Below are 25036 nucleotides of genomic sequence, written 5' to 3' on the forward strand. Positions count from 1 at the left end.
GCTCGCTCAGGGGGTGTGGTCGGGGGACGGCTCCGGGTCGTCGTGGCCCAGCCGTACGACTGCCTTGCCGGTGTTCTCGCCGCGCAGCATCCCGAGGAAGGCCTCGACGGTTCCCTCGAAGCCCTCGGTGACGTGGAGCCGGTCGGCGACGCGGCCGGAGCGCAGGTGCGGGACGAGGAACTCCTCCAGCTCCGTCTGTGCGTCGCGGTGGCGGGAGACGAGGAAGCCCTCCAGCCGGATGCTCTTCTCCACGAGGTCGAAGAGGTTGCGCGGTGCTGCCGGGGCGGATCCCGCGTTGTACTGCGCGATGGCTCCGCACCACGCGATCCGCCCGTCCTCGCGCATCGCACCGATCGCCGCCTCCAGGTGCGCGCCGCCCACGTTGTCGACGTAGACGTCGATGCCGTCGGGGGCCACCCGGGCCAGCTGCTCGGGCAGCGAGGGCCCGCCGCGGTGGTCGAAGGCCTCGTCGTAGCCGAGCTCCTCGGTGAGCAGCCGGACCTTGGCCGGGGATCCGGCGCTGCCGACGATCCGGCCGGCGCCCAGGAGCCGCGCGAGTCGGCCGGCGGCCGTGCCGACCCCGCCGGCGGCGGCCGAGACGTACACGGTCTCGCCGGCCCGCAGCCGGGCGATGCGGGTGAGGGCGATGTACGCCGTCAGGCCGGTCCCGCCGAGCAGGCCGAGGAAGGACTCGGTGGCGACCCCTTCGTAGCGGGGCAGGACCCGTACCTCGGCCGGGGTGACGACGGCGTGGGTCCGCCAGCCCTCCCGGTGGAACACCAGTGATCCGACGGGCAGTACGGCGCTGTGCGACTCCACGACCCGGCCGATGGACCGGCCTTCCAGCGGGGCGCCGAGCTCCCACTCCGCGTCCATGCACTCGCGCATGTACGGGTCCACGGAGAGCCACAGGTTCTCCACCACGGCCTGGCCCGCGGCCGGTGCGGCCAGGGGCAGTTCTGCCTCGGCGAAGTCCTCGGGCACGGGCATGCCCCGGGGTCTGCGGCGCTGTGTGATCACCCGCGTGGTGCGGACGGGCGTGTTCATGCCGCCGCCCAAACGGCCGGGGCGGTGCGCACGGAGATCGCGCGGGCACACTCCTGGAGGAAGCGGCGCAGTTCGCCGGCGTCGGTGTGGGAGGCCTCGACGAACACCGGCACCTCCCACTCCTGGTAGGTGATGTGGCGCGGGGTCTCCTGCTCCGGTGCGAGGACGTGCAGTCCGTCCACGCACGGGTGGGTCCTGATCCACTCGGGTACGTCGATCGTCCGTACGCCGTCGGCCGCCAGGTGGTGGCCGGGGAAGGCGATCCAGCCGTGGTGGCGGCCGCTGGGCGGGCCGGCCTCCGGCCGCTCCAGGCCGAGCCGGACGGCGATCTCGTGCGAGGGGAGGTGCACCCCGGTGTGCAGCTCGTGGGTGGACACCACGGCCGCGCCTCCGACCCGGTTGGCCACCTCCAGGAAGACCAGCTCGCCGTCGGGGGTCTCGAAGAACTCCAGGTGGACGCAGCCCTCCTCGATGCCGAGGACCGCCACGACCCGCTCGGCCAGAGCCCGTTGGGCGGGCGTGCACGGTTCCTGGTGCGAGCCGAGCGGGGCACCTTGCGCGTACTCGACGGGCTTGTTGACGTACCGGCTGACCGCCAGATCGAGCAGGCGGCCGCCCTCCACCAGCCCGTCGGCGTGCAGGATGTCGCCGTCGATGTGCTCCTCCAGCTGGAACTCGTCGGCGTGGGGGAGCCGTGCGTGGGCGTCGAGCGCCTCGCGGGCCGTCGCGTGGATCGTGACGTCCTCGCTGGAGGCGCCCTGGCGCGGCTTGAGGACCGTACGGCCGGTCCACGGCAGCGTGCCGTCCGGTGCGGGCCCGGCGACGAAGCGGGGGTGGCGCAGGTCGGAGCCGGCCAGCGCCTCCTTCATCCGCACCTTGTCGCGGACCCGCTCGACGGCGGCGAGGTCCGGACCCGCGATCCCGAGGTACTCGCGTACGTGGCAGGCCTCGATGATGCCGAACTCGGAGAGGGCGAGCACCTTCTCGTAGCCGTCTGCGGGCGAGGTGCGGGCGAGGATGCCCGCGACCAGGTCCTCGTCGGCGTCGAGGACGATCCGTCGGGCCGGCAGGCCCTCGGGGAGGTCGGCCATCCGGTGCGGATGGCCGATGTACGTCACCTGGTGGCGGTCGTGGTCGATGCCGCGCTCGTAGCCGATCTTCCGGTACGGCACCTGGTGAATGACGAGGATCTTCATCCGAGATACTCCAAGGTCGTGATGCCCCAGCTGAAGCCCATGGCGCTGGTGGCGAGCATGATCAGGTCGCCGCGGCGCAACCGGTTCCCGCGTTCGAGGTCCTGCAGGGCGATGAGGGTGTCCGCACCGCCCATGTGGGCCAGCCGGTCGTAGTTGAAGACGCTCCGTGCGGCGGGGATGCCCAGGGTGGCCAGCAGCCGCTGGTGCATGTCCCGGTCGCCGTGGTTGACGAGGAAGTGGGAGACGTCGTCCGGCGTGATGCCGAGCGCGGTCAGTGTTTCGTCCACCAGGGCGGTGAAGTGCCGTACGTAGGCGTCCGCGAGGCCCTTGCGGTGTGCGCCGCGCCGGATCAGAACGCGGCCCTCGGCCTGCTCTCCGGCGTAGTAGTCGGACCAGCCGCCGTCGGTGCGCATGGCGCAGTGGACGACACGGAAACGCCCCGGACCGCCGCCCAGCAGCACCGCCGCAGCCGCATCACCGAAGTTGAACAGAGCCTTGGAATCCGGGTCACGGTAGTCGACCATTCGGCTCAGCCGGTCCCCGACGAGGACCAGCGCGTAGGTGTTCTCCTCCAGGGCCCCCGTGGTGGACAGGAGCCGGATGGCGGTCATTCCCGCGTTGCAGAAGTTCGCCACTTCGAAGCAGTGGGCGCCGTCGATGCCGAGGGCGTGGGCCACCTTCGCCGCGGGCGACCAGAAGGGGCGGTCCCACGCGCCGGAGCCGGCGTAGACGACCTGCCGGATCCGCTCCGGTGGCACGCCCGTCCGGTCCAGGACCTTCCGGGCGGCGTCCAGGGCCAGTTCCCAGGCCTGCTCCCCGTCCGCGAGCACCGGGAAGGTCTCGCAGTGCGTGATCCGGGCCAGCTCCGCGACGGGGACGCCGGAGGAGGCGGACATGGCGCGGACGTCGGCCAGCGCGGACGGGAAGGAGACGTCGAAGTCGGCTATGCCGCCCACTTCTCGCCCTCTTCGATGCTCACGCGGTGCACGGTCCGCGTGGCACCGGGCTCGACGGCGGTGGCCGCGTGGTAGGTCGTCGCCGTCTTCCACACCACCAGGTCGTTGGTCGTCCAGCGGTGGGTGTAGACGTGCTCGGGGTCCTGGATGAGCCGGTCGATGAGGGCGAAGAACTCGGCGTTCTCGTTGGCGTCGAAGCCGACGACGGAGTCCATGTACTCGGGGGCGCCGTAGAGGTAGGAACGGCCGGTGACGGGGTCCTGCTTGACCAGCGGGTGCTCGGTCGGCGGGTACTCCATCTCGACCAGGGCCTTGAGCTCGGCGATGGAGAGCCCGACGTGCTCCGGCGAGATCCGCTGCCGCTTGCTCACGGTGTGCAGGGCCGTGCGGCCGGCGATCTTCTCCTTCCACTCCTGGGGAAGGCGGTCGTAGACGTCGAGGGCGCTGGCGTACAGGGTGTGGCCGCTGGTGGCGGGCACGTCGACGCCGTGCAGCATCGTGTAGGGCGCCGGGTCCTTCATGTACGAGGAGTCCTGGTGCCAGAAGTTGCCCACGCGGGCGACGCCGACCGGGCGGTTCGCCTTCATGGCGTTGGAGGAGATCATGATCTCCGGGTGGTCGGGGTGGCGGTACTTCGCCATGAGGAAGGGCACGGGCCGGCCGATCCGGGAGGCCAGCTCGATCTGCTGCTCCGGGGTGATGTCGAGACCGCGGACGACCACCAGTTCGCGTCGGTGGACGAGGTCGACGAGCCGGGCGAAGAGCTCGGGGTCCCGGAGGTCCTCGTAGCCGACGCCGGTCAGCTCCGAGCCGATGAACGGGGTGATTTCCTTGATCTGCATGAGCGGATCTCCTTGATGCGCTGAATGGCGGTGAAAAGGGATGGCGGAGTCGTCGACCGCGCTATCGGAGGTCGTCGAGGCAGGCGCGCAGGGCGCGGACGAATCCCTCGATGTCCGCGCGGGTACGGAACGGCGCGACCGTGACCCGGAAGCGCTCGCCCCCCTTCGCCACGGACGGGAAGTTGATGGGCTGGACGTAGATGCCGTACTCGTCGAGGAGGCGGCGCGAGATCCTCTTGACCCGCTCACCGCCCGGGACCAGCACCGGGACCAGGTGGGTGGGGGCGTCGATGAAGTCGATGCGGGCCTCGCGCAGGAGGCTGCGCATCAGCGCCGCGTTCTCCCGCAGTTTCAGGCGGAGTTCGACTCCCGCCGGGCCCTGGATGACGTCGAGGCTCCGCTGGGTGGCGTCCAGGCTCGAACGGGGAATCGTGGTCGTGAAGATGAAACCGGGCGCGTGTGAACGGACGTAGTCCAGAGCGGTGTCGGGTCCGGCGACATAGCCGCCCGTCGTGCCGATGGCCTTTCCGAAGACACCTTGGACAAATGTCGGCCGGTGCTCTCCGATCTCCTCACAGATCCCGGCCCCGGAAGGGCCGTTCACACCGATCGCGTGGGTCTCGTCGAGATAGGTCATGGCATGGTGGCGCTCGGCCAGATCACAGATCTCGGCGATGGGAGCGATGTCCCCGTCCATCGAGTAGACGGATTCGAAGACGATCAACTTCGGCTGTTCCGCCGGGTACTGGCCCAGCATTTCGTCCAGCGCGTCGATATCGTTGTGCGGGAATATGTGCCTCCGGTTCTTGGAGGCGCGGATTCCCTCGATCAGCGACCGGTGGTTGAGCGAGTCGGAGAAGACCACCATGTCCGGTACGGCCGCGAGCAGCGTGGTCAGCGTTTCGAAGTTGGCCACGTATCCGCTGGTGAATATCAGAGCGCGCGACTTTCCGTGCCACGCCGCCAGCCGGGCCTCCAGCGCGACGTGCGCCTCGCTGGTGCCCGCGATGTTGCGGGAGCCGCCGTTACCGGTGCCGTGCCGCCGGGTCGAGGCGACCTGGGCGTCCATGACCTGCGCGTTCTGACTCATACCCAGGTAGTCGTTGGTGCACCAGACCTGGACGCGCGCCCCCCGGTGCATCGCGTGACCGGGCTGCTCGGCCAGGTACGAGCAAGGGGTGAATTCTCGGTACAGACCCGAGCTCCTCAGGTCTTCCAAGCGCTCCTCAAGCCCGTCGAAGACGGACATGGGCCGTGCAGATACGGGAAGGGCTGACATGTCTCTCCTGTAACTAGAAATTAATGATCCAGGGACGGGGCAGGGCTCTCGCCCGCACCGTCAGCCCCACTGCGAGTCGCTCTTCAGGGCGGCGGTGACGACCTCCTGCTGCGGTGCGGATTCGTTGCTCACGACCACGCCGAGAGTCGCGAGAACCGTCACGGCGAGTGCACCGATGAGCTGCTGGAAAGTCGTCTTGAACATTGGTTCCCCCTGATGAGTGCTGCACGGCCGGGTTTCTCCGGCCCGTGACAGGAATCATGTGCTGGCCTTCTCGCCGAAAACAGGGATATCCGGGAGCATGATCACGCAATGCAGAGACTTGAAGGATGGGCAAATGTGCGTGAAACCGGACAGAGGGGTACGTGTTCCATCTGTCGAGCTCTGTACTGACGGGCTGGCCTCGTACGAGGCCGCCGTCCGAGGCGACCTCCCGGGGCAGGAGTGCCCGCAGTGCTTGCTCGACCTGGGCCTCCTACGAGAGCTGCCCGACGGCCGGCTGATGGCCCTGCCCCCGGGCCTCGCGGCCAACGCCGTCATGCGCCCGCTGGAAACGGACATCGAGGAGAAGCAGCGCGCCCTGGCGGCGGCCCGGGTGGCCATGCACCAGGCGGAGGAGATCTACCGCGCGCACACCGGCACCGGGACCGGCACCGGCATCCGTGCGATCAGCGGCGCCGACGCCATCAGCGCCACGCTGTCCTCGGTGGTGCAGTCCTGCGAGGAGGAACTGCTGACCGCCCAGCCCGGCGGCGGCCGACCGGCGGCACTCCTGGAGAAGGCCCTCGCCAGCGACGTGGCGGCCCTGGAGCGCGGCATCCGCCAGCGCACCATCTACCAGCACACCGTCCGCTCCCACGCACCGACGCTCGCCTACGTCGAGCAGATCTCGGTCGCGGGCGCCGAAGTCCGCACCCTGGACGAGGTGTTCGACCGGCTGATCGTGTGCGACCGGAAGATCGCCTTCGTCCCCGACCCGGGCGAGGAACGCCGGCAGCTCGCCCTGGTCATCGAGCACCCCGGGATGATCCGCTACCTCGTCGGCATCTTCGACAAGTCATGGGAACGCGCCGCCCCGCTGCGGCACACCCCGACGGAACACCGCCCGCCCCTGCTCACCGACGAGACCCGCCGGGCGGTCCTGCACCTGATGGTGAACGGCTACACCGACGAGACCATCGCCGGCCGCCTCGGCATGAGCGCCCGCACGGTGGCCACCCACGTCCGCAAGGCCTCCGAACAACTGGGCAGCCGCAGCCGCGCCCAGCTCGCGTACCTCATCGCGAGCAGCGGCATCCTGGACGAGGACCTGTACGCCCCCGCCCACGAGACCCGCCGGGCCTGACCCTGACCCCCGCCGGCCGCGGCCGGCGGGACGGGGCGGGTTGTGTTCCGCCGGGTGGGGTGCCGGTCGCCGTGTCGGCGTGGGGGCGGGCGGTGGCGCCAGGAGGATGTTGGCCGACGTTTCCCGGGAGCTCCCGCGCGTACCGTGGGAGGGGCATCCGGGGCCGCACCGGCGGATGGGGATGACAGGCGTGTCGACATCGAGTCACGAAACCTTCGGCGCACCCTGCTGGGTCAGCCTCATGGCGCGCGACGTCGCCGCCGCCCGGGCCTTCTACAGCGCGGTCCTCGGCTGGCGGTTCGGCGGCGACCGGCTCGGCGACGGCTTCGCCGTCGGCTTCAGCGACGGCGTCCCGGTGGCCGGCCTCGGTTCCATGCCCGACGGCGTCACGGTCCCCGTCGCCTGGACCCCGTACTTCGCCGTCGACGACGCCGACGTCACCGCGTCGCGCATCCTCGAACGCAGTGGAACCGTCGCCGTCGGCCCCCTCGCCTTCGGTACGGGACGGGCCGCGCTCGCCTCCGACCTCGACGGCGCGGTCTTCGGGATCTGGCAGGGCGACGCCATCCCCGACTGGGGCATGGGCGGCGAAGCCGCGCCGGCCTGGCTCGAACTGCGCACCAGGAACGCCTTCGACGCCGCCATCTTCTACGGTGAGGTCCTGGAATGGGCTGGTGACCACAGCGGATGCTGCGAGGTCGCCTACGTGGAGGAGGACCAGCGGATCCTGCTGCGTCACGCCGGCCGTACGGTGGCCCGCCTGTACGGCGGGACGCTCGCCGAGGCACCCGACCCGCACCTGCGGCCGCGCTGGCAGGTCCACTTCCGGGTCCCCGACCTGGAGACCGCGGTGAAGGCCGCGACCTCTCTGGGCGGCAGCACCGTCTCGGTGGCGGACTCCGGGTCCGGCCCCCACGAGGTCACCCTGCGGGACCCCGAGGGCGCGCTGTTCGGGGTCGTGGGGCCGGACGACTCGGTCCCCTTCTGATCCCCTTCTGATCCCCGCCGCGGATGCCCGCTCCGGATCCCCCTCTGTCTTTCGGCAGAGACGCGGATCGGCCGTACGGTCCATGCCGACGCGGATATCGGCATCGATACTGGTCAGCGTGGTCCCCTTCAGCCTTTCGCCCCGCTCCGCCCGCGTCCGCCCGGTCGTGGGGACCGTGGGCGCCGGCCTCGCCGGCCTGGGCGTGTACGGGGTCGTCGGCCACCTCGGCCTCCTGCCGTACCCGGCCCTCCAGCTCGCCGTCCTCGTCGCGGGCACCGGGATCCTCGCGCTGCGCCGCCGGCTGCCCGCGGCCGTGCTCCTGGTGCTCGCCGCGCTGACCGGCCCCGTACCGGCCGTCGGGCCCGTCACGGCGGTCGCCGCCTACTCGGTGGCCCGCCGGATGGCCCGGCCGCGCCTGCGGGCCCGGCTGCTGGCCTGCGCCGGGCTCCTCCTCGTGGTCTGCGCGACCGCGGCCGGGCCGCGCCTCGGCCCCGGCTCGGCCGCGTACGGGCTGGCCCTCGGCCTGGCCCTCGCGCCGACCGCCGTGGTCGTCCCCGGCCTGGTCGGCACGGCGCAGGGGCAGCAGGGCCGCCTGCTGCGGGCGCTGCGCGAGCGCGGTGACGCGGCGGAGCGGGCCCGCCGGCTGGCCGACAGCGAGGCCCGGATCCACGAGCGGTCCCGCATCGCCGCCGAGATGCACGATCTGGTGGGCCACCGGCTCAGCCTGGTGTCCCTGCACGCCGGAGGGCTGGAGCTGGCCCTGGAGCGGGCCGCGCCGGAGCTGCGCGAGGAGGCCGTCCTGGTCCGGCGCACCACCCGTGACGCCATGCGCGAGCTGCGCCAGGCCCTCGGCGTGCTCGGGCCGCTCGGCCGCGACACCGGGCCCGACGCGCTCACCGACGCGACCGGCACCCGCGCCGACATCGAGGCGCTGGTCGCGCAGTCGCGCGACGGCGGGATCGCGGTGGGGCTGGACTGGACGGGACCGGACCTCGACGCGCGCCCCGCACCGGTCCGCCGGGCGGTGCACCGCGTCGTACGGGAGGCCCTGACCAACGTGCACCGGTACGCGCCGGACGCGCACGTTCGCGTGACGGTCGTGCACGACGACGCGCTGGTACGGGTCAGCGTGCGCAACGGGGCGCGGCCCGGGCCGGCGGCCCCGGCGGAGGAACCGGGCACCGGGCGCGGCCTGACCGGACTGCGCGAGCGGGTGGAACTGCTCGGCGGGACGTTCGGGGCGGCCGCCCTGCCGTCCGGCGGTTTCCGGGTGGAAGCGGCCGTGCCGGCCGAGGCCGACGGCGACCCCGCCGCCGCGGGGCGCACCGCCCCCGGGCCGGACGGGTCCGGGCCGGACGTCCCACCGCGCCCGTCCGGCGCGGACCCGGCCGACACCAACGCAGTCGGCGCGCACCCGTCCGGCCGTGACCCGTCCCGCCCGGACCCGTCCGCTGCCGCTGCCGCTGGGCCCGACGGGCGCCGGACCGCCGAGGTCCTGACGCTCGGCTCCGGGCTGGCGGCGCTGTCCGCGCTCATGGTCGTCGGGATCGCCTTCGTGTACGCCGCCCAGCCCTCCGGCCGCTCCGGACCGGCCCCGCTGCCGCGCGTCGGCATGACGTACGCGCAGGTGGCGGGGCTCGGGGTACAGGACAACGGCGCGGTGCGGGCCGCCGCCACCGGCCACGAGCCGCCGCGCCCGGCCGGGACGGCCGGCTGTGTCTACCCCTTCAACGGCGCCACCGAGCGGCATCCCGGCGGCCTGCTCATCGCCCGCTACTGCTTCGACGCCGCCCAGCGGCTCATCGCCATCGACCGGTTCGACGTCCCGTCGGTCCGCGACGCCACGCCCTGGGAGATCCCGTGACCGAGCCCGTCCCGCCCATCCGTGTCCTGCTCGCCGACGACGAGACGATGATCCGGCACGGCGTCCGCCTGATCCTCCGGCACGCGGGCGACATCGACGTCGTCGCCGAGGCCGCCGACGGACTGCAGGCCGTCGAACTGGCGGCGGCCCACCGGCCCGACGTGGCCCTGGTCGACATCCGGATGCCGGTGTGCGACGGCCTGGCCGCGATCGCACCGCTGCTCGCCCTCGATCCGGCGCCGCGCGTGGTGATGCTGACGACCTTCGGCGACGAGGACAACGTGCTGCGGGCCCTGCGCGAGGGCGCCGCGGGCTTCCTCCTGAAGGACGAGGGCCCACAGGAGCTCATCGCCGCGGTGCGGGCGGCGGCGGCCGGCGACTCCGTGCTCTCCCCTGGTGTGACCGGGTCGGTGATCGCCCGGATGCTGCGCGGCGGCGGCGACCGGGACGGCTCCGACCCCGCGCTCACGGACGAGCGGATCGCGCGGCTCACCGTACGGGAGCGGGAGGTCCTGGCGATGCTGGGCGAGGGGCTGTCCAACCAGGACGTCGCCGGGCGGCTCGGCATCGGGATCGGGACGGTGAAGACGCACGTCGGCGCGATCCTGGAGAAGACCGGATCGGCGAGCCGGGTCCAAGCGGCCCTCCTCGCCCACCGGACGGGCCTGTCCCCCTGACACCACCCGCCCGCCCGCCTCTGCCCGGAGGCGGAGGCGGGCGGGCCGCCGCTGTGTCCGAAGACAGAGGGCACGGGCCCGGCGCCCTCCCTCCGACAGAGCCCAACTCCCGCCTCCAGCAGGATGTTTGCGCAGGTCAGGGTGGCGAGCATGGATGCGTCCCCCGGTCCGCCCGCCCCCTGGGCGTGCGAACCGTCGCACCTCGCACCCGAGGCGGAGTCCCCCATGTCGCAGTTGTCTCCTTCCCCTTCCCCCGAACCGGCCGCCCGCGCCACCGCTCTGACCAAGGTCTACGGGAAGGGGGACACCCGGGTGACCGCCCTGGACGCGGTGACGGTCGACTTCGCCCGGGGCCGGTTCACCGCCGTCATGGGCCCCTCCGGCTCCGGCAAGTCCACCCTGATGCACTGCCTGGCCGGGCTGGACACGGTGACCTCCGGCTCGGCCCGCATCGGCGGCACCGAACTGTCCTCGCTGGGCGAGAAGCAGCTGACCCTTCTGCGGCGCGACCACGTGGGTTTCGTGTTCCAGGGCTTCAACCTGATGCCCACCCTGACCGCGCTGGAGAACATCACGCTGCCGCTGCGGCTCGCCGGACGGCGGCCGGACGCCGCCTGGCTGGAGGCCGTCGTCGCCACCGTCGGGCTGGCGGGCCGCCTGGGCCACCGCCCGGCCGAACTCTCCGGCGGGCAGCAGCAGCGGGTCGCGGTGGCACGGGCGCTGATCTCCCGGCCCGAGATCGTCTTCGCCGACGAGCCGACCGGGAACCTCGACTCGCGCTCCGGCGCCGAGATCCTCGGCTTCCTGCGGGACTGCGTAAGGGAGTTGGGGCAGACGGTGGTGATGGTCACCCATGACCCGGCGGCCGCGTCGTACGCGGACCGGGTCCTCTTCCTCGCCGACGGCCACGTCGTCGACGAGCTGCACGAGCCGTCCGCCGCGGCCGTGCTCGACCGGATGCTCGGATTCGAGAGCGGCGGCGGGTCCGGGACCGGGGACGCGGACCGCCGGACCGAGGCGGTCCCCGGTGCGGGCCGCCACGCCCGCTGAGGCCCCCACATCACACCCTCACCCGCACCCGCACCCGCACCCGAAAGCTCCCCATGCTGCGAACAGCCCTGCGCAACGTCCTCGCGCACAAGGCCCGTCTGGCCATGACCGTCCTGGCGGTCTGCCTCGGCGTCGCCTTCGTCTCCGGCACCCTCGTCTTCGCCGACTCCTCCGCCGCCGCCTACCGCGCCGCCGCCTCGAAGAACTTCGCCGGCATCGCGGTCACCGTGACCCCCAAGGACTCCCCCGACGCGCCCCCCGGCGAAGACGGCGCGAGCGTCCTGGACGACGCGCTCGTACGGAAACTGGCCGGCGTGCCCGGTGTCGCCGCCGTACGGCCCGCCGCCGACGGCTCGGCCACCCTGTCCGCCGCGGACGGCACCCCGCTCCGGTCGGGCAAGGCCTGGGCCAACCTCGGCGCGGCGCACGTACCCGGCACGAACGGCGAGGACAGCCGGTATCCGCTGGTCGAGGGCCGTGCACCGCGCACCGGCGAGGAGATCGCCGTGGACCGCGGCACCGCCGCCGCCGGCCGGTTCCGCCTCGGCGACACGATCACACTGGCCACCGACGGCCCGGTCATGACCAAGCGGCTCGTGGGCATCGTCGCCACGCAGGACACCCGGGTGACCGCGGGCGGCACCCTCGCCCTGTTCGACAGGGCCACCGCCCAGCAGCTGTTCGCCTCCCCCGGCCGGTACACCGGGATCGACCTCACCGCCACGCCCGGCACCGGCCAGGCCGAACTCTCCGGCCGGGTCGCCTCCGTCCTCCCCGACGGGCGGGCCGAGGCCACCACCGGCGCCGCCCAGGCCGCTCAGCAGGCCCTCTACGTGGACACCCTGACCCGGGGTCACGCCAAGCTGCCGCTGGTCTTCGCCGGGGTCTCGCTGTTCATCGGCTCCTTCCTCATCGTCAACACCTTCACCATGCTGGTGACGCGGCGCACCCGCGAGATCGCCCTGCTGCGGGCGATCGGCGCCTCGCGCCGCCAGGTGGCCGGCTCCGTGCTCGCCGAGGCCGCCCTCCTCGGGCTCGTCTCCTCCGCCGCGGGCTTCCTGCTCGGGCTCGGGGTCGCCGCCGTACTGCCCGGCCTGCTCGGCACCGCGCAGGACACCCTGCCCGACGGGCCGCTGGTGATCGGCCCGCGGCCGGTCGTGGCCGCGCTCGGCGTCGGCGTGGGGGTCACGGTGCTCGCCGCGTGGCTGCCGTCCCGCAGGGCCGCGAAGGTCGCGCCGGTCGAGGCGATGCGCTCGGCGCAGCAGCCGCCCTCCGCCACACGGACGCGGATCCGCGCCTCCGCCGGGCTGGTCCTGCTCGTCCTCGGCGCCGGTCTGCTGGTGTCGCTGAGCACGGTGAAGGACGCCTCGGTGCAGAACCTCCAGGACGCGATGGTCGCCTGCGGCGTGCTCGTCGTCGCCCTGATCGTGCTCGCGCCGCTGCTCGCCGCACCGGTGATCCGGCTGGCGGGGCGGCTCACCGGCCGGTTCGGCCCCGTCGGCCACCTCGCCCGGGAGAACGCGCTGCGCGACCCGCGGCGCACCGCGGCCACCGCGTCCGCCCTGATGATCAGTACGGCACTGGTGGCCGGGCTGGCCGTCGTCGGGCACTCCACCGAGCGGGCACTGGATCGGCAGGCCGCGGCGGGACTCGGCGCCGACTACGTGATCGGCACCCGCACCCCCACCCAGGGCATCGACCCGGCCGCCGTCCGGCGGGTGGCCGCCGCCTCCGGGGTGCGGACCGCGGCGGCCGTCGCGGACGTGTCGCTGTTCGTCGGCGGCGGGGTCCGGCAGATCGCCGGCGTGGACCCGGCGGCCGTGGCCGCGGTCATGCGGCTGGACTTCACCGACGGCTCCGCCGAGCGGCTCGGGCCGGGCCGGATCGCCGTCTCCGCCACCCTCGCCCGGGAGCGGGGGCTCGCCGTCGGCGACCGGCTCGACGCGGGCATCGGGCGCGGCCGGGACCTGCGGCCGTACACGGTCGTCGGCGTCTACCGGGACAACCCCGTCGCCGGGGACGCGCTCGGCGACCTCGACGAGGTGCGCGGCGGCGGCTTCCTGCCCGGCTCCGTCCAGCGGATCCTCGTCACCACGGACGACGGCGCCGCCTCCGACGCCGTCGGAAAGCGGCTGCGCACCGCGGTGGGCGACAACCCGCTGCTGAAGGTCCAGGACCGGGCGGCCCTCGTCCACGAGGCCGCGGGCAGCGTCGGCGACCTGCTGACGCTGATGTACGGGCTGCTCGCCATCGGCGTCGTCATCAGCGCGCTCGGCATCGTGAACACCCTGGCCATGTCGGTCTCGGAGCGGACCCGGGAGATCGGCGTGCTGCGCGCCATCGGCATGGACCGGGCCGGCGTCCGGCGGATGATCCGGCTGGAGGCCGTGACCGTCGCGGGGTTCGGGACGCTGCTGGGGCTGGCGGGCGGGGTGTTCGGCGCCTGGGCGGTCGGCTCGCTGGCGAACGGCGCGATGGCCCAGTACGCGTTCGTGCTCCCGTGGGGGACGCTGCTGCTGGTGTGCCTGCTGTCGCTGGCCGTCGGCGCGGCCGCGGCGGTCGTCCCCGCCCGCCGGGCGGCGGCACTGAGCCCGCTGCGCGCGGTCGCCGAAGCCTGAGGGGCGTCCCGGGCGGCGTCACCTGGAGGGCCCAGCTGAACAGGCGCGCCCCGTGGCCGTCCGGTTCCAATGGCAGGGCGCGGCTGTCCGCCGCGCCCCGCCGTTGCCCAGTCGTCCCCGGGAGTGCCATGAGCGAGCCGTCCCCGTCACCCGGCGACCCGCCCGGCGCGGCGCCGACCTCCGGGCCGAACTCCGGGCCGCCCTCCGGGCCGGCCGCCACCCCGGCCGCGGCCCCGGCCGGCGGATCGCGCGGGGGGAGGATCGCGAAGAGCACCCTGTCGGCGGTGCTGATCACGCTGACGTGCATCTTCGTCCCGGTCTCCCTGCTCACCGTGTGGGTGCACGACATCGTGCTGGACACCGACCGGTACGTCTCCACGGTCAAGCCGCTCGCCTCGAACCCGGCGATCGAGCAGGCCGCCGTGCACCGCATCACGGAGGCGGCCGACGTCAAGGTGGACGGCTCCCAGGTCACGGCCGACCTGGCGAAGTGGCTGGAGTCCCAGGGACTGCCGCCGCGCGTGGGCGCGGCGGTCAAGGCGCTGGGCCCGCAACTGGACTCGGCAGCCGACCAGGTCGTCTCCAAGGTGGCGACCCGGTTCGTGGAGAGCGACCGGTTCGAGAACGTGTGGACGGTGGCCAACCGCGCCGCCCACAACGCCGTGGTGCACGCGCTCACCGGCAAGGGCCGGGGCGCTGTCGGGGTCGACGGCGGCACCGTCACCCTCGACGTCGGCGAGGCCGTCGACAAGGTCAAGGAAGAGCTCGTGGCCGCCGGGGTCTCCCCGGCGGAGAAGATCCCCGAGGTCAACAAGCAGATGGTGCTCTTCCACAACGACAAGCTGGGGCAGATCAGGGGCGCGGTGCACCTGCTCGACGTCCTCGGCAACTGGCTGCCGATCATCACGGTCGTCCTCGGCGCGGCCGGCGTGCTGCTCGCCCGGCGACGGCGGCGGGCCCTGGTGACCACCGCGCTGTGCGCCGCGTTCGCCTGTCTGCTGGTCGCCATCGCCCTGGTCGTGGGGCGCCGTTACTACCTCGACAACCTTCCCCCGGAGGTCCAGTCCCCGGAGGCGGCGGCGGCCGTCTTCGACACGCTGGTGCGCTTCCTGCGGGTCAGTCTGCGGACCGCGATCGTCCTCGGGATCGTCGTGGCGCTCGGCGCCTACCTGTCCGGCGCCGGCCGCATGCCGCGCGGCCTGCGCGGCCGGGCCGACCGTACGGCCGACTCCGCGGCGCTCTGGGGCGCGGGACACGGGGTGCACACCGGCGGCGCCGGCCGGTGGGTGGAGGCCCACCGCCACGCGCTGACCGTGGGAGCGCTCCTCGTGATCGCGCTCGTGTTCGCGCTGTGGAACCACCCGACCGTGCTGACGGTGCTGTTGCTGGTGCTGATCCTGCTCGTGGTGCTCGCCGTCCTGGCCCTGCTGGCGGCCGGCGGCCGGGTCCCCGACGGCGCGGGCGACCGGCCCGAGCAGCGCGAATGAGCCCGGCGGGCCCCGCCCCGGGCGGGGCGGGGCCTGCCGGACCGGTGCGGCTCAGGCCAGGATCCGGGCCTTGGCCCGCTCGAACTCCTCCTGGCTGATGTCGCCCTTGTCCTTGAGCGCGGACAGTTTGCTCAGTTCGTCCGCACTGCCGCCGCCACCGCCACCGCTGCCGGCGGCCTGCTGGACGTAGCTGCGGAAGGCCGCCTCGTTCTCCTTGATCTGCTTCGCATCGCGCTCGTGCATGCTGCGGCCGCGCGCGATGACGTAGATGAACACTCCGATGAAGGGGATCAGCAGCACGAGGATGAGCCATCCCGCCTTCCCCCAGCCGTGCAGGCTGTGGTCACGGAAGATGTCCGTGATGACTTTGAAGAGCAGGAAGAACCACATCACCCAGAGGAAGAACCACAGCATCGTCCAGAAGAGGTTGAGAAGTGGATAGTCGTCCATGCCCGACTCCGATCATGCACGTGGTACTTCATTGATACAGGCGGGTCCGCCACTCCGCATGCGGAGCGAATGGCGCATCTTTTGCACCCGTACGCGGGACGGCGCGACCATGGACGCATGAGCATTCCCTTCCCGGTCACCGAGAAGGGGGCAATCCGCCGACGGGGAAAAACCGATGGTGCTTGACCTGCTCGTCATCGGGCTGATCATCACGCTCTATCCGCTGCCCATCATGGCCTTCGTGCTGGTGGTGTCGGCGCCGGGCGGCCTGTGGAAGGGGCTCGCGTTCATCCTGGCCTGGCTGGGCTGCCTCGTCGCCGTCATCGCCGTCGTGCTCCTGCTGACCGGGGGCCAGCCCCCGCCGCCGCGGTCCCCGCCGTCCACCGCCGGCCTGGCCGTCCGGCTGGCCCTCGGCATCGGGCTGGTCGCGTACGCCGAGCACCGCCGCCGGCGGCGCCCCTCGGCGGACACGGCATCCGATGCCGAAGGCCCCGGGTCCGGCCCGGCGGGGGAGCCGCGCGCGCTCTCGCGCATGGACCAGGTGTCCGCGTGGTCCGCGGCCGGAATCGCGGTGCTCCTCCAGCCGTGGGGGATGGTGGGTGCGGCCGCCGCCACGGTCCTCCAGGCGGACCTGTCCGACAGCGCCACGTACCTGGCCCTGTTCGGTTTCTGCATCCTGGCCTCCGCCACCCTCCTGGCGATGGAGCTGTTCATGGTGTTCGCCCCCGGCCGGGCCGCGCTGGCGCTGACGGGCATGCGGTCCTGGCTGTCGGACCACAAGGACCCGGCGATCGTCCTCGCCTGCCTCGTCTGCGGCCTGTGGCTGGTCGGCAGGAGCCTCTACGACCTCACGCGCTGACGCCCGGCCCGGCTGCCCGCCCGGTCGCCGGCCCCGGCGCTCCGGTCGCCGGATGGGGTCCGGACCGTTCTCCTGAAGGCATGGAACGCAACGCCGCCCGCCGCCGCCGACGCGTCCTGCTGGGCCACTGCCTGCGCGCGACGGGCTCGGTGGCCCTGCTCACCGCGTTGTACTTCCTGGCGCCCCTGGAGGGCGGCTTCGGCGTCCTGACGGTCCTCACGCTCGTGCTGGGCATGCTCGCCTTCAGCCTGCTGACGGCCTGGCAGGTCAACGCCATCACCCGGTCGGAGTATCCGAGGCTGAGCGCCCTGGAGGCCATGGCCACGGCCGTGCCGCTCTTCCTGGTGGTCTTCTCCGCCACGTACTTCATGCTGTCAGAGAGCATCCCGGCGACCTTCAACGAGCCCCTGGACCGCACGGACGCCCTCTACTTCACGGTCACGGTCTTCGCGACCGTGGGCTTCGGCGACATCGCCGCCATGACCGGGACGGGACGCGTGCTGGTCACGATCCAGATGATCGCCGACCTGATCGTGGTGGGCGTGATCGCCAAGGCCCTCTTCGGCGCGATGAAGATCGGGATACGCAGACGGGGCGGCCGGGGAAACGCGGGTCCCCCGTTCGTGGACGACGAGGACGACGAGGAGCCCTGACCCCCGCCTGCCCCGGCCCCCGCCCCGGCCCCCGTGACGCGGAAGACCCCGCCCGGGGAACCGGACGGGGTCTTCCGCGCGGATTCTTCTGCGCGGACGGGGAGGCGGTCACCCGGTGGCCGGCCCGGTGGTCAGCACTTGAGGCCGGAGGCGGCGGCCGTCGTGGCCTGGTCGAGCGACTGGATCTGCGGCTGCAGCTGGGTGAGCGCGTCCTTGCCGGTCGTGTCGCCCGGCAGGTCCTCGTAGCCCTTCTTCAGGCCCTCGGCGGCGGACTGGACCGCCTCGCGCTCCGCGTCCTTGAGCTTGCTCGCGTTCTCCTTGACGTTCGCCCAGTCCTGCTGGACGGCGTCGTAGGCGTCCTTGATCTGGTCCTTGGTCGCGACGGCGGGGTTCAGGGCCTTCAGCTTGGCGTTGTCGGCCTTGAGGGCGTTCAGGTCGGTGCACAGGTCGGCCGCGGCCTCGGTGGCCTCCTCGGCGGGGGAGGAACTGTCGTCGGAACACGCGCTGAGGCCGAACACCGCGCTCAGGCAGAGCACACCGACCACCGGGAAACGCTTCATGGAGGGGCCTTCCTCGATCAGGGCAAACCAGGCGTACGGGACCTTCCGGTACTACGACAAACTATGCACAACCGGACACGCTCCGCATCCGCACCGCTTCAGGCGGCGGGCTGGATGTTCTGGTTCAGGTGGAAGAGGTTGCCCGGGTCGTACGTCCGCTTCACCGTTGCCAGACGGTCGTAGTTGCCCTTGTAGTTGGCCCTGATCCGGCTCTGGTCGTCCTCGGCCATGAAGTTGATGTAGCCGCCCTCCTCCGAGTGCGGGGCGGTGGCCTCGTAGTAGTCGCGGACCCAGGCGATGTTCGCGTCGTTGTCCGCGGGGTCCGGCCACATCCCGGCGATGACGGTGGCGAAGTTGGCGTCGCGGTAGGCGAAGGCCGTCTCGTCCGCTCCGACCCGGTGGCAGGCGCCGTTGATCGGATAGATGTGGACCGTCGAGTTCACGACGGGCAGCTTCGGACCGTGCACCAGGTGCGCCTCGATCGCGGAGTCGGTCAGCTCCGTCACGAAGTTGGCCTTCCAGTAGTGCTGCAGACCCGGCGGGACGAGCGCGTCGAAGGCGCTGTTGAGCGCCGGGTACGGCATGGGACCGACGTGTTCGGCCACCACCGGGGCGAAGTCGTGGAAGGGCTGCAGGGCCCTCTCGCCCTCCTCCGGCGGCCCGGCCCAGCAGGCCACGATCAGGGCGAAGGGATCGCCGTGCCGGTCCGCCGGGATGAACGGCAGCGGCGGGGCGAGCTGGAAGGCCGGGAAGCCGCCGAGCTGCTCCGGGGCGTCGGCGATGTAGTCGGCGAAGGAGCGCAGCACGGTCGCGGCGTCGTCCAGCTCGAAGAGCATCGGCCCGCCGTAGATGTCCTTGACCGGGCCGAGCCGGTACTCGAACGAGGTCACCGCGCCGAAGTTCCCGCTGCCGCCGCGCAGCGCCCAGAAGAGGTCCGGGTTCTCCTCCTCGCTCGCCACGACCACCCGGCCGTCCGCCGTCACCACATCGGCCGAGATCAGGTTGTCGCAGCTCAGACCCATCCCGCGGCACAGGTAACCGATGCCGCCGCCGAGGGTGAGCCCGCCGATTCCGGTGGTGGAGATGATCCCGCCGGTGGTGGCCAGCCCGTAGGCGTAGGTCGCCGCGTTGAAGTCGCCCCAGGTCGCGCCGCCCTCCGCGCGCGCCGTGCGGCGCGCGGCGTCGACGCGGACCCCGCGCATCCCGGACAGGTCGGCGACCACGCCGTCGTCGCAGGTGCCGAAGCCCGGCACGCTGTGGCCGCCGCCGCGGACGGCGAGGTCCAGCCCGTTCTCCCGCGCGAAGTCGACCGCCGCCATGACGTCGCCGGCGTTGGCGCACCGCACGACCGCGGCCGGCCTCCGGTCGATCATGGCGTTGTTGACCGCGCGGGCCTCCTCGTAGGCGGCGTCGTCGGGGGTGACCACCGCCCCGCGTACGCGTTCTCGCAGCTGGTCGATCGAGAACTTGCCCATGACCATCGCTCCTCGTCCTTCGTACCTCGCTCTCACGCCGCGCCGGAACGCGTGCGCAGGGTGCTGCCGCTACGGCTCCAGATGGCTGAAGCCCACCTCGAAGTGCTGGACCCCCACCACCTGCTGGCCCTCCCGCCGGGCGGTCTCCTCGCGGATCCGGCCGGCGAGTTCCTCGCTGTCCAGCATGCTCCGCTCGTCCTCCCACAGGGTCAGCGACCTGGCCTCCCCGGTGGCCCGGTCGACCAGGTAGTACACGCCCCGGAAGCCGGGTGCGTCCCGCACCTGCCGGACGATCTCCTCCGAATGCCCGACCAGGTCCCCCTCCGCGGGGACGGGGGAACCCTGGTAGGTGCTCAGCCTCGCGAACATCTGCGGCAGTCCTTCCTGGCCCGGCCGCCGTCGGGGGACAGGCAGCTCCACGACCAGCGTGCTCCGGCAGACCGCGCCCCGCATGCCGGAGCGGCGCGACAATGGTGGCGAGGACGCGTCTGCCGGTGCCGTTGCGGAGAGGCGGGACGACGAGGTGACGTACATAGCTGTGACCGCCCTGAGCCATGTGGGGCTGGTCCGCGAGCACAACGAGGACAGTCTCGTCATCGGGCCGTGGACCCTGTGCGGGACCGTCACCCAGAACCCCCAGACGCTGGTGTTCCCCTTCGGCAGACCGCTCGTCGTCGCGGTCGCCGACGGGCTCGGCGGCCAGCCGGCCGGGGAGGTGGCCAGCGAACTCGTGGTGCGCCAGCTCTCGTCCCTGGGCCCCTCGCTGGACTGCGCGGAAGCCGTCGGCGACGCGCTGCAGCTGTGCAACGACGCGGTGTACTCCGCCGCCGACGGCCGGCCGGACCTGACCGCGATGGGGACCACTGTCGCGGGCGCCCTCGTACTGGCCGAGTCGCTGCTGGCCTTCAACGTCGGCGACAGCAAGGTGTTCCACGCGGCGCGCGACGGCCTGCACCAGGTGAGCGTGGACGACAGCCCGCCGCCGGTGCCCGGCCACCGCACCACCTCCGCGGTCACGCAGGTACTCGGCGGCAGCCGCGGCCACAGTGCGATCACCCCGCACATCGAGGCCTTCGCCCTGGCGGAGGGCGACCGCTACCTGGTGTGCAGCGACGGCCTGACCGACCCGGTGCCGGACGACACCATCGAGGAACTGCTGCGGGTGCACGACGACGGCAGGGCGGCCTTCGAGCTGTGGAAGGCCGCGATCGACGCGGGGGGACCCGACAACATCACCCTCGCCCTGCTGCGCGTCGGGGCCTGACCGGAACCGGAAACGGCCAATCGTGGGATTTAAGGACCGGATATCCGATGGCGCAATGCCGGAATTATCGACCCGGAAAGCCTTTCCCGGCCCGCTGGTTATCACTGTGCTACGGTGACGCCAGTTGCGGTTGTGGTCCCCAAAAAGCTTACAAGTGCCTCACCCGATTTCCCGGTGAGTGCACTTTTCATTTCCGGTTCGATTTCCGGTCGGGGCAATCATCTCGTCGACGCCGGGTCCGCACAGTGCGGCCCGGGCACTGCCCCAAAGGAGAACGCGCATGGCATCCGGCACCGTGAAGTGGTTCAACGCGGAAAAGGGCTTCGGTTTCATCGAGCAGGAGGGTGGCGGCGCGGACGTCTTCGCCCACTACTCGAACATCGCCACCTCCGGCTTCCGTGAGCTGCAGGAGGGCCAGAAGGTCACCTTCGACGTCACGCAGGGCCAGAAGGGCCCGCAGGCCGAGAACATCGTTCCCGCCTGAGACCGGCACCGGCGCCGGTGCCCCCACCGGCGCCCGCGTCGACGGGAGAGCGAACGGGCCCGCTGCCCGCACCCCTGCGTGCGGGCGGCGGGCCCGCTGCCGCGCCCGTCGGAAATCGGCCGCCGTGACGCCGGAAGCCGCGCCCGGAGCCGGGCCCGCTTGCTAGAGTCCCTGCCCATGTCGATCCCTGACGACCTGCTCCGTGACATCGCCGCCAAGGTCGAGTCGGAGCAGACCAATCAGATGTCCCTGACGGTCGTCGTGAACGGCGCCGTCATCACCGGCCGCCTCGCCCCCGAACGCGTCTGGCGCCAACGGGTCGCGGAAGTCCTGCGGGACTCCGACCAGCTGGGCCCGTTCGCCGAAGTCTTCAGCTCCCCCACCACCGCGTCCGGACACCTCGGCGACCCGCCCTCGCACCTCCACTTCCACGTGGCGCGCATCCTCCAGGGCCCGGTGGGCATCCCCGAGACCGGCGGGATGTACCGGATCGCCCTCGGCGACGTCAGCGCCTGGACCGTCGGGGACTTCAGCTACTCCGACAGATGAGCCGCTGCCCCGGCCACCGCCCGCATCGCACAATGTCCGCATGCGGATCTCGATGCTGGGGGCCCTGGACGTACGGGGCGAGGACGGAAGCGGCGTCGGAGTCGGGGGAACACGACTGCGGGCACTGCTGATTCTGCTGGCGCTCGAACCGGGTCGCGTGGTCGCCTCCGAGCTGCTGATCGACGGGATCTGGGCGGAGGAACCGCCGGCGGGCGCGGCGAACGCCCTGCAGGCGCTGGTGTCCCGGCTGCGCCGGGCCCTGCCCGGTGCGGCCGTCGAGTCGCACCCCGCCGGATACCGCCTCCTCGTCGAGCCCGACGCGGTGGACGTGGTCCGCTTCGAACGGCTCGCCTCCGAGGGCCGCGGGGCGCTGGCCCGCGACCCGGAGGCCGCCGCCCGCGTGCTGCGCGAGGCCCTGGCCCTGTGGCGCGGCCCGGCCCTGCTCGACGTCGCGGGCTCCGACTCCTTCCGGGCACCGGTGACCCGGCTGTCGCAGCTGCGGACTGCGGTCCTGGAGGACCGGATCGAGGCGGACCTGCGCCTGGGGCGCGGCCGGGAGCTGACCGCCGAACTGGCCGCCCTCGTCGTCGAACACCCGCTGCGCGAAAGGCTCGTGGGCGCACTCATGCGGGCGCTCGTCGCCGCCGGACGGCCCGCCGAGGCGCTCACCGCCTACGCCGCCGCACGCGAGGCCCTCGCCGAGGAGCTCGGCGCCGACCCCTCACCGGAACTGTCCGCCCTGCACACCGCCGTCCTGCGCGGTGAGGTCCCCGCGGGCGCCGCACCGGCGCCGCACGCCGCCGAACACCCCTCGCCGGCGGTGCGGTCGGCGCCGCCCGCTCCCACGCCGCCCACCAACCTGCGGTCCGGACTGGCCAGTTTCGTCGGACGCGACGAGGATCTCGCCCATGTCGCCTCCCTCATGGGCGCGTTCCGGCTGACCACGCTCACCGGCCCGGGCGGCGCCGGCAAGACCCGGCTGGCCGTGCAGAGCGCCCGCCCGCTGCTCGACCGGTTCCCCGACGGCGTCTGGCTGGTGGAGCTCGCGCCGCTGGACGCGGAGGCCGACGTGGCGCCGGCCGTCCTGAACGCGCTCGCCCTGCGCGAGCACGGGGCGGCGGCGGGCGACCCCCTGGACCGGCTCGCCGCCGCGCTGCGCACCCGTACGGCCCTGATCGTCCTGGACAACTGCGAGCACCTGGTCGAGGCCGCCGCGGCCCTGGCCGACCGGCTGCTCGGCGAGTGCCCCGGGCTGCGGATCCTCGCGACCAGCCGGGAGCCGCTCGGCCTCACCGGCGAGGCGCTGTGGCCGGTCCGCCCGCTGGCCCTGCCGCCCGCGGACGCCGACGCGGCGCAGGCCCTGTCCTACGCCGCGGTCCGGCTGCTGAACGACCGTGCGGCGGCGGCGCGTTCCGGCTTCGCCGTCACCGAGGAGACGGCGGCGGCGGTCACCCGGATCTGCCGCGCCCTGGACGGGATGCCGCTGGCGATCGAACTGGCCGCGGCCCGGCTGCGCACGATGAGCGCCGAACAGCTCGCGGCCCGGCTCGACGACCGGTTCCGGGTGCTGACGAGCGGCGCCCGGTCGGCCCCGCGCCAGCACCGCACGCTGCGGGCGGTGGTCGACTGGAGCTGGGAGCTGCTGACCGAGCCGGAACGGGCGCTGCTGCGACGGCTCGCCGCCTTCCCCGGCGGCGCCACCGCGGAGGCGGCCGAGGAGGTGTGCACGGGCGGCCCGGTCGAGGCGTACGACGTCCTCGACCTCGTCACGTCGCTCGCCGACAAGTCCCTGCTGGTGACCGACGGCGACGGGCGCTACCGGATGCTGGAGACGATCCGGGCGTACGGCCTGGAGAGGCTCGCCGAGGCCGGCGAGGAGGAGGCCGTCCGCCGCGCGCACGCCGCGTACTTCACCGGGCTGGCCCGGGCGGCGGACCCGTACCTGCGCCGGTCCGAGCAGCTGCAGTGGCTCGCGCGGCTCACCGCGGAGCACGACAACCTGTCCGCGGCGGTGCGCGGCGCGATCGCGGCGGGCGACGCGCGGGCCGCCGTACGGCTGGTCGCGGCGGCCGGCTGGTACTGGTGGCTGGGCGGGCACAAGGCGGACGGCGCCCAGCTGGCGGCGCGGGCACTGGCACTGCCGGACCGGCCGGACCGGCCGGACCGGCCGGAGGACAACGCCGGCGGCTCGGGGGGCTCGGAGGACTCGGAGGGCGGGTACGAGGAGTCCCGCGCCGTCGCGTGCGCGCTGGCCGTGCTCTTCGCGACGGCCGGCCTGGGCGACGACCGGCAGACCGCGGAGCTGCTGCGCGAGGGGGTGCTGCTCGCCGGACGGACGGAAAGCCGGCACCCGGTGGTCCGCTTCCTCGACCCGCTGGACCGGATCCTGCGCAGTGCGGCCGCGGGCGAGGCCCCGCCGGCGGACGCGTGGGAGGGCGCCCAGGCCGATGCGGACCCCTGGGTGCGGGCGCAGGGCCTGCTGGAGGGGGCCAAGACCCTGCTCGGGACCGGCGGCCGGCCCGAGCGGGCGGAAGCCGCGATCGAGGCGGCCCTGGCGGGCTTCCGCGGGCTCGGGGAACGTTGGGGGACCTCCTTCGCGCTGACGCTGCTGGCCGACCTGGTCGCCCGGCGCGGCGACCACGCCGCGGCGATCGGCCACTACGAGGACGCCGTCGCGGTCCTCGGCGAGCTCGGGGTCGTCGAGGACCGGCTGTACGCCTGGGTGCGGCAGGCCCAGCTGCGCCTGCTGGCCGGGGACCCGTCGGGCGGCGCCGCGACGATGGCGCTGGCGCAGCGGGCCGCGGCGGCGGCCGGCTGGCCGGAGGCGCTGGCCATGGTGGCGCACGGCAGGGCCGACCTGGCGCGCTGGAACGGCGAGCCGGACCTGGCCCGGGCGGAACTGGCACGGGCCCGGGAGGCGATCCGCGAGGTGGCCGTGCACCCGGTCTTCCGGGCGGTGGTCCTCGACTCGCTCGGGTATGTGGACGCGGCCGGGGCCGGGCCGGCCGCCGCCCGCGCGCACCGGGCCGAGGCGTTCGACCTGGCGCTGGCCGCCGGGCACGCGCCGACCCTCGCCCAGGTGCTGGTCGGCGTCGCGGACCAGGCGGTGCGGCTGGACCGGCCCCGGGAGGCGGCGCGGCTGCTGGCGGCGGCCCTGGCCGTGCGCGGCGGGCCCGACCACTCGCGGGCGGACGCGGCCCGGGTGGAGCGGGCGGCGCGCGCCGCGCTCGGCGACGCGTACCCGGAGCACACGGACCGCACGGGGTACGGGGACTGCGCCGGGGCCGCCCCGGAGGCCGTGCGGGAGCTCGCGCGGGGCGTCCTGGCCGGCTGATCCCCCGGCCGCGGGAGGCGCGGGCCGACCCACCCCGTGTCCACATCCTGGACGACTAC

The 25036-nt window shown here is 73.3% G+C and carries 23 protein-coding genes; 13 read left to right on the forward strand and 10 right to left on the reverse strand.

What is annotated here, in order from left to right; all coding sequences use genetic code 11:
• Window positions 1–6: 6 nt before the first annotated feature.
• From AB0O53_RS05445 to AB0O53_RS05470, 6 genes are all read right to left on the reverse strand, one after another.
• Window positions 7–1047 (reverse strand): zinc-binding dehydrogenase, encoded by a 1041-nt coding sequence (locus AB0O53_RS05445; RefSeq protein WP_350990159.1) that lies wholly within the window; start codon window positions 1045–1047, stop codon window positions 7–9.
• Window positions 1044–2243 (reverse strand): ATP-grasp domain-containing protein, encoded by a 1200-nt coding sequence (locus tag AB0O53_RS05450; RefSeq protein ID WP_350990161.1) that lies wholly within the window; start codon window positions 2241–2243, stop codon window positions 1044–1046. Before AB0O53_RS05450 ends, AB0O53_RS05445 begins: the two co-directional genes overlap by 4 nt.
• Window positions 2240–3199, reverse strand: coding sequence for a 3-oxoacyl-ACP synthase III family protein (locus AB0O53_RS05455; RefSeq protein WP_350990163.1), 960 nt, complete (start codon window positions 3197–3199; stop codon window positions 2240–2242). The genes AB0O53_RS05450 and AB0O53_RS05455 overlap by 4 nt, the downstream gene beginning before the upstream one ends.
• The gene (locus AB0O53_RS05460; RefSeq protein WP_364845765.1) at window positions 3187–4041 is read right to left on the reverse strand and encodes a TauD/TfdA dioxygenase family protein; all 855 of its coding nucleotides are present in this window, start codon (window positions 4039–4041) and stop codon (window positions 3187–3189) included. Before AB0O53_RS05460 ends, AB0O53_RS05455 begins: the two co-directional genes overlap by 13 nt.
• A gap of 61 nt (window positions 4042–4102) precedes the next feature.
• The gene (hemA, locus tag AB0O53_RS05465; protein ID WP_350990167.1) at window positions 4103–5260 is read right to left on the reverse strand and encodes a 5-aminolevulinate synthase; all 1158 of its coding nucleotides are present in this window, start codon (window positions 5258–5260) and stop codon (window positions 4103–4105) included.
• 120 nt (window positions 5261–5380) lie between these two features.
• A complete protein-coding gene (locus AB0O53_RS05470) occupies window positions 5381–5524 on the reverse strand; it encodes a hypothetical protein (RefSeq protein WP_350990169.1) in 144 nt (47 codons plus the stop codon).
• 253 nt (window positions 5525–5777) lie between these two features.
• Here AB0O53_RS05470 and AB0O53_RS05475 point away from each other — a divergent pair, with 253 nt between their 5' ends.
• The 7 genes from AB0O53_RS05475 (at window position 5778) to AB0O53_RS05505 (ending at window position 15349) form a co-directional block, all read left to right on the forward strand.
• Window positions 5778–6665, forward strand: a complete 888-nt coding sequence (locus tag AB0O53_RS05475) for a LuxR C-terminal-related transcriptional regulator (protein ID WP_350990171.1) — start codon at window positions 5778–5780, stop codon at window positions 6663–6665.
• A 181-nt stretch (window positions 6666–6846) separates the two neighbouring features.
• Window positions 6847–7653, forward strand: coding sequence for a VOC family protein (locus AB0O53_RS05480; protein WP_365193384.1), 807 nt, complete (start codon window positions 6847–6849; stop codon window positions 7651–7653).
• A gap of 400 nt (window positions 7654–8053) precedes the next feature.
• Window positions 8054–9517: a sensor histidine kinase gene (locus tag AB0O53_RS05485; protein WP_435886609.1), complete on the forward strand. Its 1464-nt coding sequence runs from the start codon at window positions 8054–8056 to the stop codon at window positions 9515–9517.
• Window positions 9514–10194, forward strand: coding sequence for a response regulator (locus AB0O53_RS05490; protein ID WP_350990177.1), 681 nt, complete (start codon window positions 9514–9516; stop codon window positions 10192–10194). The genes AB0O53_RS05485 and AB0O53_RS05490 overlap by 4 nt, the downstream gene beginning before the upstream one ends.
• A gap of 225 nt (window positions 10195–10419) precedes the next feature.
• Window positions 10420–11244, forward strand: coding sequence for an ABC transporter ATP-binding protein (locus AB0O53_RS05495; protein ID WP_350990599.1), 825 nt, complete (start codon window positions 10420–10422; stop codon window positions 11242–11244).
• Between the two features lie 53 nt (window positions 11245–11297).
• Window positions 11298–13862: an ABC transporter permease gene (locus tag AB0O53_RS05500; protein WP_365193388.1), complete on the forward strand. Its 2565-nt coding sequence runs from the start codon at window positions 11298–11300 to the stop codon at window positions 13860–13862.
• Between the two features lie 128 nt (window positions 13863–13990).
• A complete protein-coding gene (locus tag AB0O53_RS05505) occupies window positions 13991–15349 on the forward strand; it encodes a hypothetical protein (protein ID WP_350990181.1) in 1359 nt (452 codons plus the stop codon).
• 51 nt (window positions 15350–15400) lie between these two features.
• Here the strand turns inward: AB0O53_RS05505 and AB0O53_RS05510 are convergent, their stop codons facing one another.
• A complete protein-coding gene (locus AB0O53_RS05510) occupies window positions 15401–15799 on the reverse strand; it encodes an SHOCT domain-containing protein (RefSeq protein ID WP_350990183.1) in 399 nt (132 codons plus the stop codon).
• Between the two features lie 175 nt (window positions 15800–15974).
• On the opposite strand from AB0O53_RS05510, the gene AB0O53_RS05515 reads away from it, so the two are divergent.
• On the forward strand, window positions 15975–16658 hold the full coding sequence (locus AB0O53_RS05515; protein ID WP_350990185.1) for a GAP family protein: 684 nt from the start codon (window positions 15975–15977) through the stop codon (window positions 16656–16658).
• An 80-nt stretch (window positions 16659–16738) separates the two neighbouring features.
• Window positions 16739–17311 (forward strand): potassium channel family protein, encoded by a 573-nt coding sequence (locus AB0O53_RS05520; RefSeq protein WP_350990187.1) that lies wholly within the window; start codon window positions 16739–16741, stop codon window positions 17309–17311.
• 131 nt (window positions 17312–17442) lie between these two features.
• Here AB0O53_RS05520 and AB0O53_RS05525 read toward each other — a convergent pair whose 3' ends face one another.
• From AB0O53_RS05525 to AB0O53_RS05535, 3 genes are all read right to left on the reverse strand, one after another.
• Window positions 17443–17871: a hypothetical protein gene (locus tag AB0O53_RS05525; protein ID WP_350990189.1), complete on the reverse strand. Its 429-nt coding sequence runs from the start codon at window positions 17869–17871 to the stop codon at window positions 17443–17445.
• A 98-nt stretch (window positions 17872–17969) separates the two neighbouring features.
• On the reverse strand, window positions 17970–19346 hold the full coding sequence (locus AB0O53_RS05530; RefSeq protein WP_365193392.1) for an FAD-binding oxidoreductase: 1377 nt from the start codon (window positions 19344–19346) through the stop codon (window positions 17970–17972).
• Between the two features lie 69 nt (window positions 19347–19415).
• Window positions 19416–19715 (reverse strand): hypothetical protein, encoded by a 300-nt coding sequence (locus AB0O53_RS05535; RefSeq protein ID WP_350990193.1) that lies wholly within the window; start codon window positions 19713–19715, stop codon window positions 19416–19418.
• Between the two features lie 154 nt (window positions 19716–19869).
• Here AB0O53_RS05535 and AB0O53_RS05540 point away from each other — a divergent pair, with 154 nt between their 5' ends.
• The 4 genes from AB0O53_RS05540 to AB0O53_RS05555 all read left to right on the forward strand — a co-directional run bounded on the left by AB0O53_RS05540 (window position 19870) and on the right by AB0O53_RS05555 (window position 24977).
• Window positions 19870–20610 (forward strand): PP2C family protein-serine/threonine phosphatase, encoded by a 741-nt coding sequence (locus AB0O53_RS05540; protein WP_350990195.1) that lies wholly within the window; start codon window positions 19870–19872, stop codon window positions 20608–20610.
• Window positions 20611–20890: 280 nt separating this feature from the next.
• Window positions 20891–21094, forward strand: coding sequence for a cold-shock protein (locus AB0O53_RS05545; protein WP_030030412.1), 204 nt, complete (start codon window positions 20891–20893; stop codon window positions 21092–21094).
• Between the two features lie 177 nt (window positions 21095–21271).
• A complete protein-coding gene (locus AB0O53_RS05550) occupies window positions 21272–21643 on the forward strand; it encodes a GvpU-like protein (protein WP_350990197.1) in 372 nt (123 codons plus the stop codon).
• A gap of 40 nt (window positions 21644–21683) precedes the next feature.
• Entirely contained in the window at window positions 21684–24977 is a 3294-nt protein-coding gene (locus AB0O53_RS05555) for an AfsR/SARP family transcriptional regulator (RefSeq protein WP_365193394.1), read from the forward strand.
• Window positions 24978–25036 lie beyond the last annotated feature (59 nt).

Origin of the sequence: Streptomyces erythrochromogenes (assembly GCF_040684695.1) — a bacterium.
Lineage (GTDB): Bacteria > Actinomycetota > Actinomycetes > Streptomycetales > Streptomycetaceae > Streptomyces > Streptomyces erythrochromogenes_C.

Excerpts from the sequence above, each read along its gene's own strand:
- AB0O53_RS05470 (WP_350990169.1), bottom strand. The coding sequence starts at position 5,524 with ATGTTCAAGACGACTTTCCAGCAGCTCATCGGTGCACTCGCCGTGACG.
- AB0O53_RS05460 (WP_364845765.1), bottom strand. The coding sequence starts at position 4,041 with ATGCAGATCAAGGAAATCACCCCGTTCATCGGCTCGGAGCTGACCGGC.
- AB0O53_RS05450 (WP_350990161.1), bottom strand. The coding sequence starts at position 2,243 with ATGAAGATCCTCGTCATTCACCAGGTGCCGTACCGGAAGATCGGCTAC.
- AB0O53_RS05505 (WP_350990181.1), top strand. The coding sequence starts at position 13,991 with ATGAGCGAGCCGTCCCCGTCACCCGGCGACCCGCCCGGCGCGGCGCCG.
- AB0O53_RS05550 (WP_350990197.1), top strand. The coding sequence starts at position 21,272 with ATGTCGATCCCTGACGACCTGCTCCGTGACATCGCCGCCAAGGTCGAG.
- AB0O53_RS05520 (WP_350990187.1), top strand. The coding sequence starts at position 16,739 with ATGGAACGCAACGCCGCCCGCCGCCGCCGACGCGTCCTGCTGGGCCAC.
- AB0O53_RS05525 (WP_350990189.1), bottom strand. The coding sequence starts at position 17,871 with ATGAAGCGTTTCCCGGTGGTCGGTGTGCTCTGCCTGAGCGCGGTGTTC.
- AB0O53_RS05545 (WP_030030412.1), top strand. The coding sequence starts at position 20,891 with ATGGCATCCGGCACCGTGAAGTGGTTCAACGCGGAAAAGGGCTTCGGT.
- AB0O53_RS05495 (WP_350990599.1), top strand. The coding sequence starts at position 10,420 with ATGTCGCAGTTGTCTCCTTCCCCTTCCCCCGAACCGGCCGCCCGCGCC.
- AB0O53_RS05510 (WP_350990183.1), bottom strand. The coding sequence starts at position 15,799 with ATGGACGACTATCCACTTCTCAACCTCTTCTGGACGATGCTGTGGTTC.
- AB0O53_RS05530 (WP_365193392.1), bottom strand. The coding sequence starts at position 19,346 with ATGGGCAAGTTCTCGATCGACCAGCTGCGAGAACGCGTACGCGGGGCG.
- AB0O53_RS05480 (WP_365193384.1), top strand. The coding sequence starts at position 6,847 with ATGACAGGCGTGTCGACATCGAGTCACGAAACCTTCGGCGCACCCTGC.
- AB0O53_RS05515 (WP_350990185.1), top strand. The coding sequence starts at position 15,975 with ATGGTGCTTGACCTGCTCGTCATCGGGCTGATCATCACGCTCTATCCG.
- AB0O53_RS05500 (WP_365193388.1), top strand. The coding sequence starts at position 11,298 with ATGCTGCGAACAGCCCTGCGCAACGTCCTCGCGCACAAGGCCCGTCTG.
- AB0O53_RS05555 (WP_365193394.1), top strand. The coding sequence starts at position 21,684 with ATGCGGATCTCGATGCTGGGGGCCCTGGACGTACGGGGCGAGGACGGA.
- AB0O53_RS05445 (WP_350990159.1), bottom strand. The coding sequence starts at position 1,047 with ATGAACACGCCCGTCCGCACCACGCGGGTGATCACACAGCGCCGCAGA.
- AB0O53_RS05535 (WP_350990193.1), bottom strand. The coding sequence starts at position 19,715 with ATGTTCGCGAGGCTGAGCACCTACCAGGGTTCCCCCGTCCCCGCGGAG.
- AB0O53_RS05485 (WP_435886609.1), top strand. The coding sequence starts at position 8,054 with ATGGCCCGGCCGCGCCTGCGGGCCCGGCTGCTGGCCTGCGCCGGGCTC.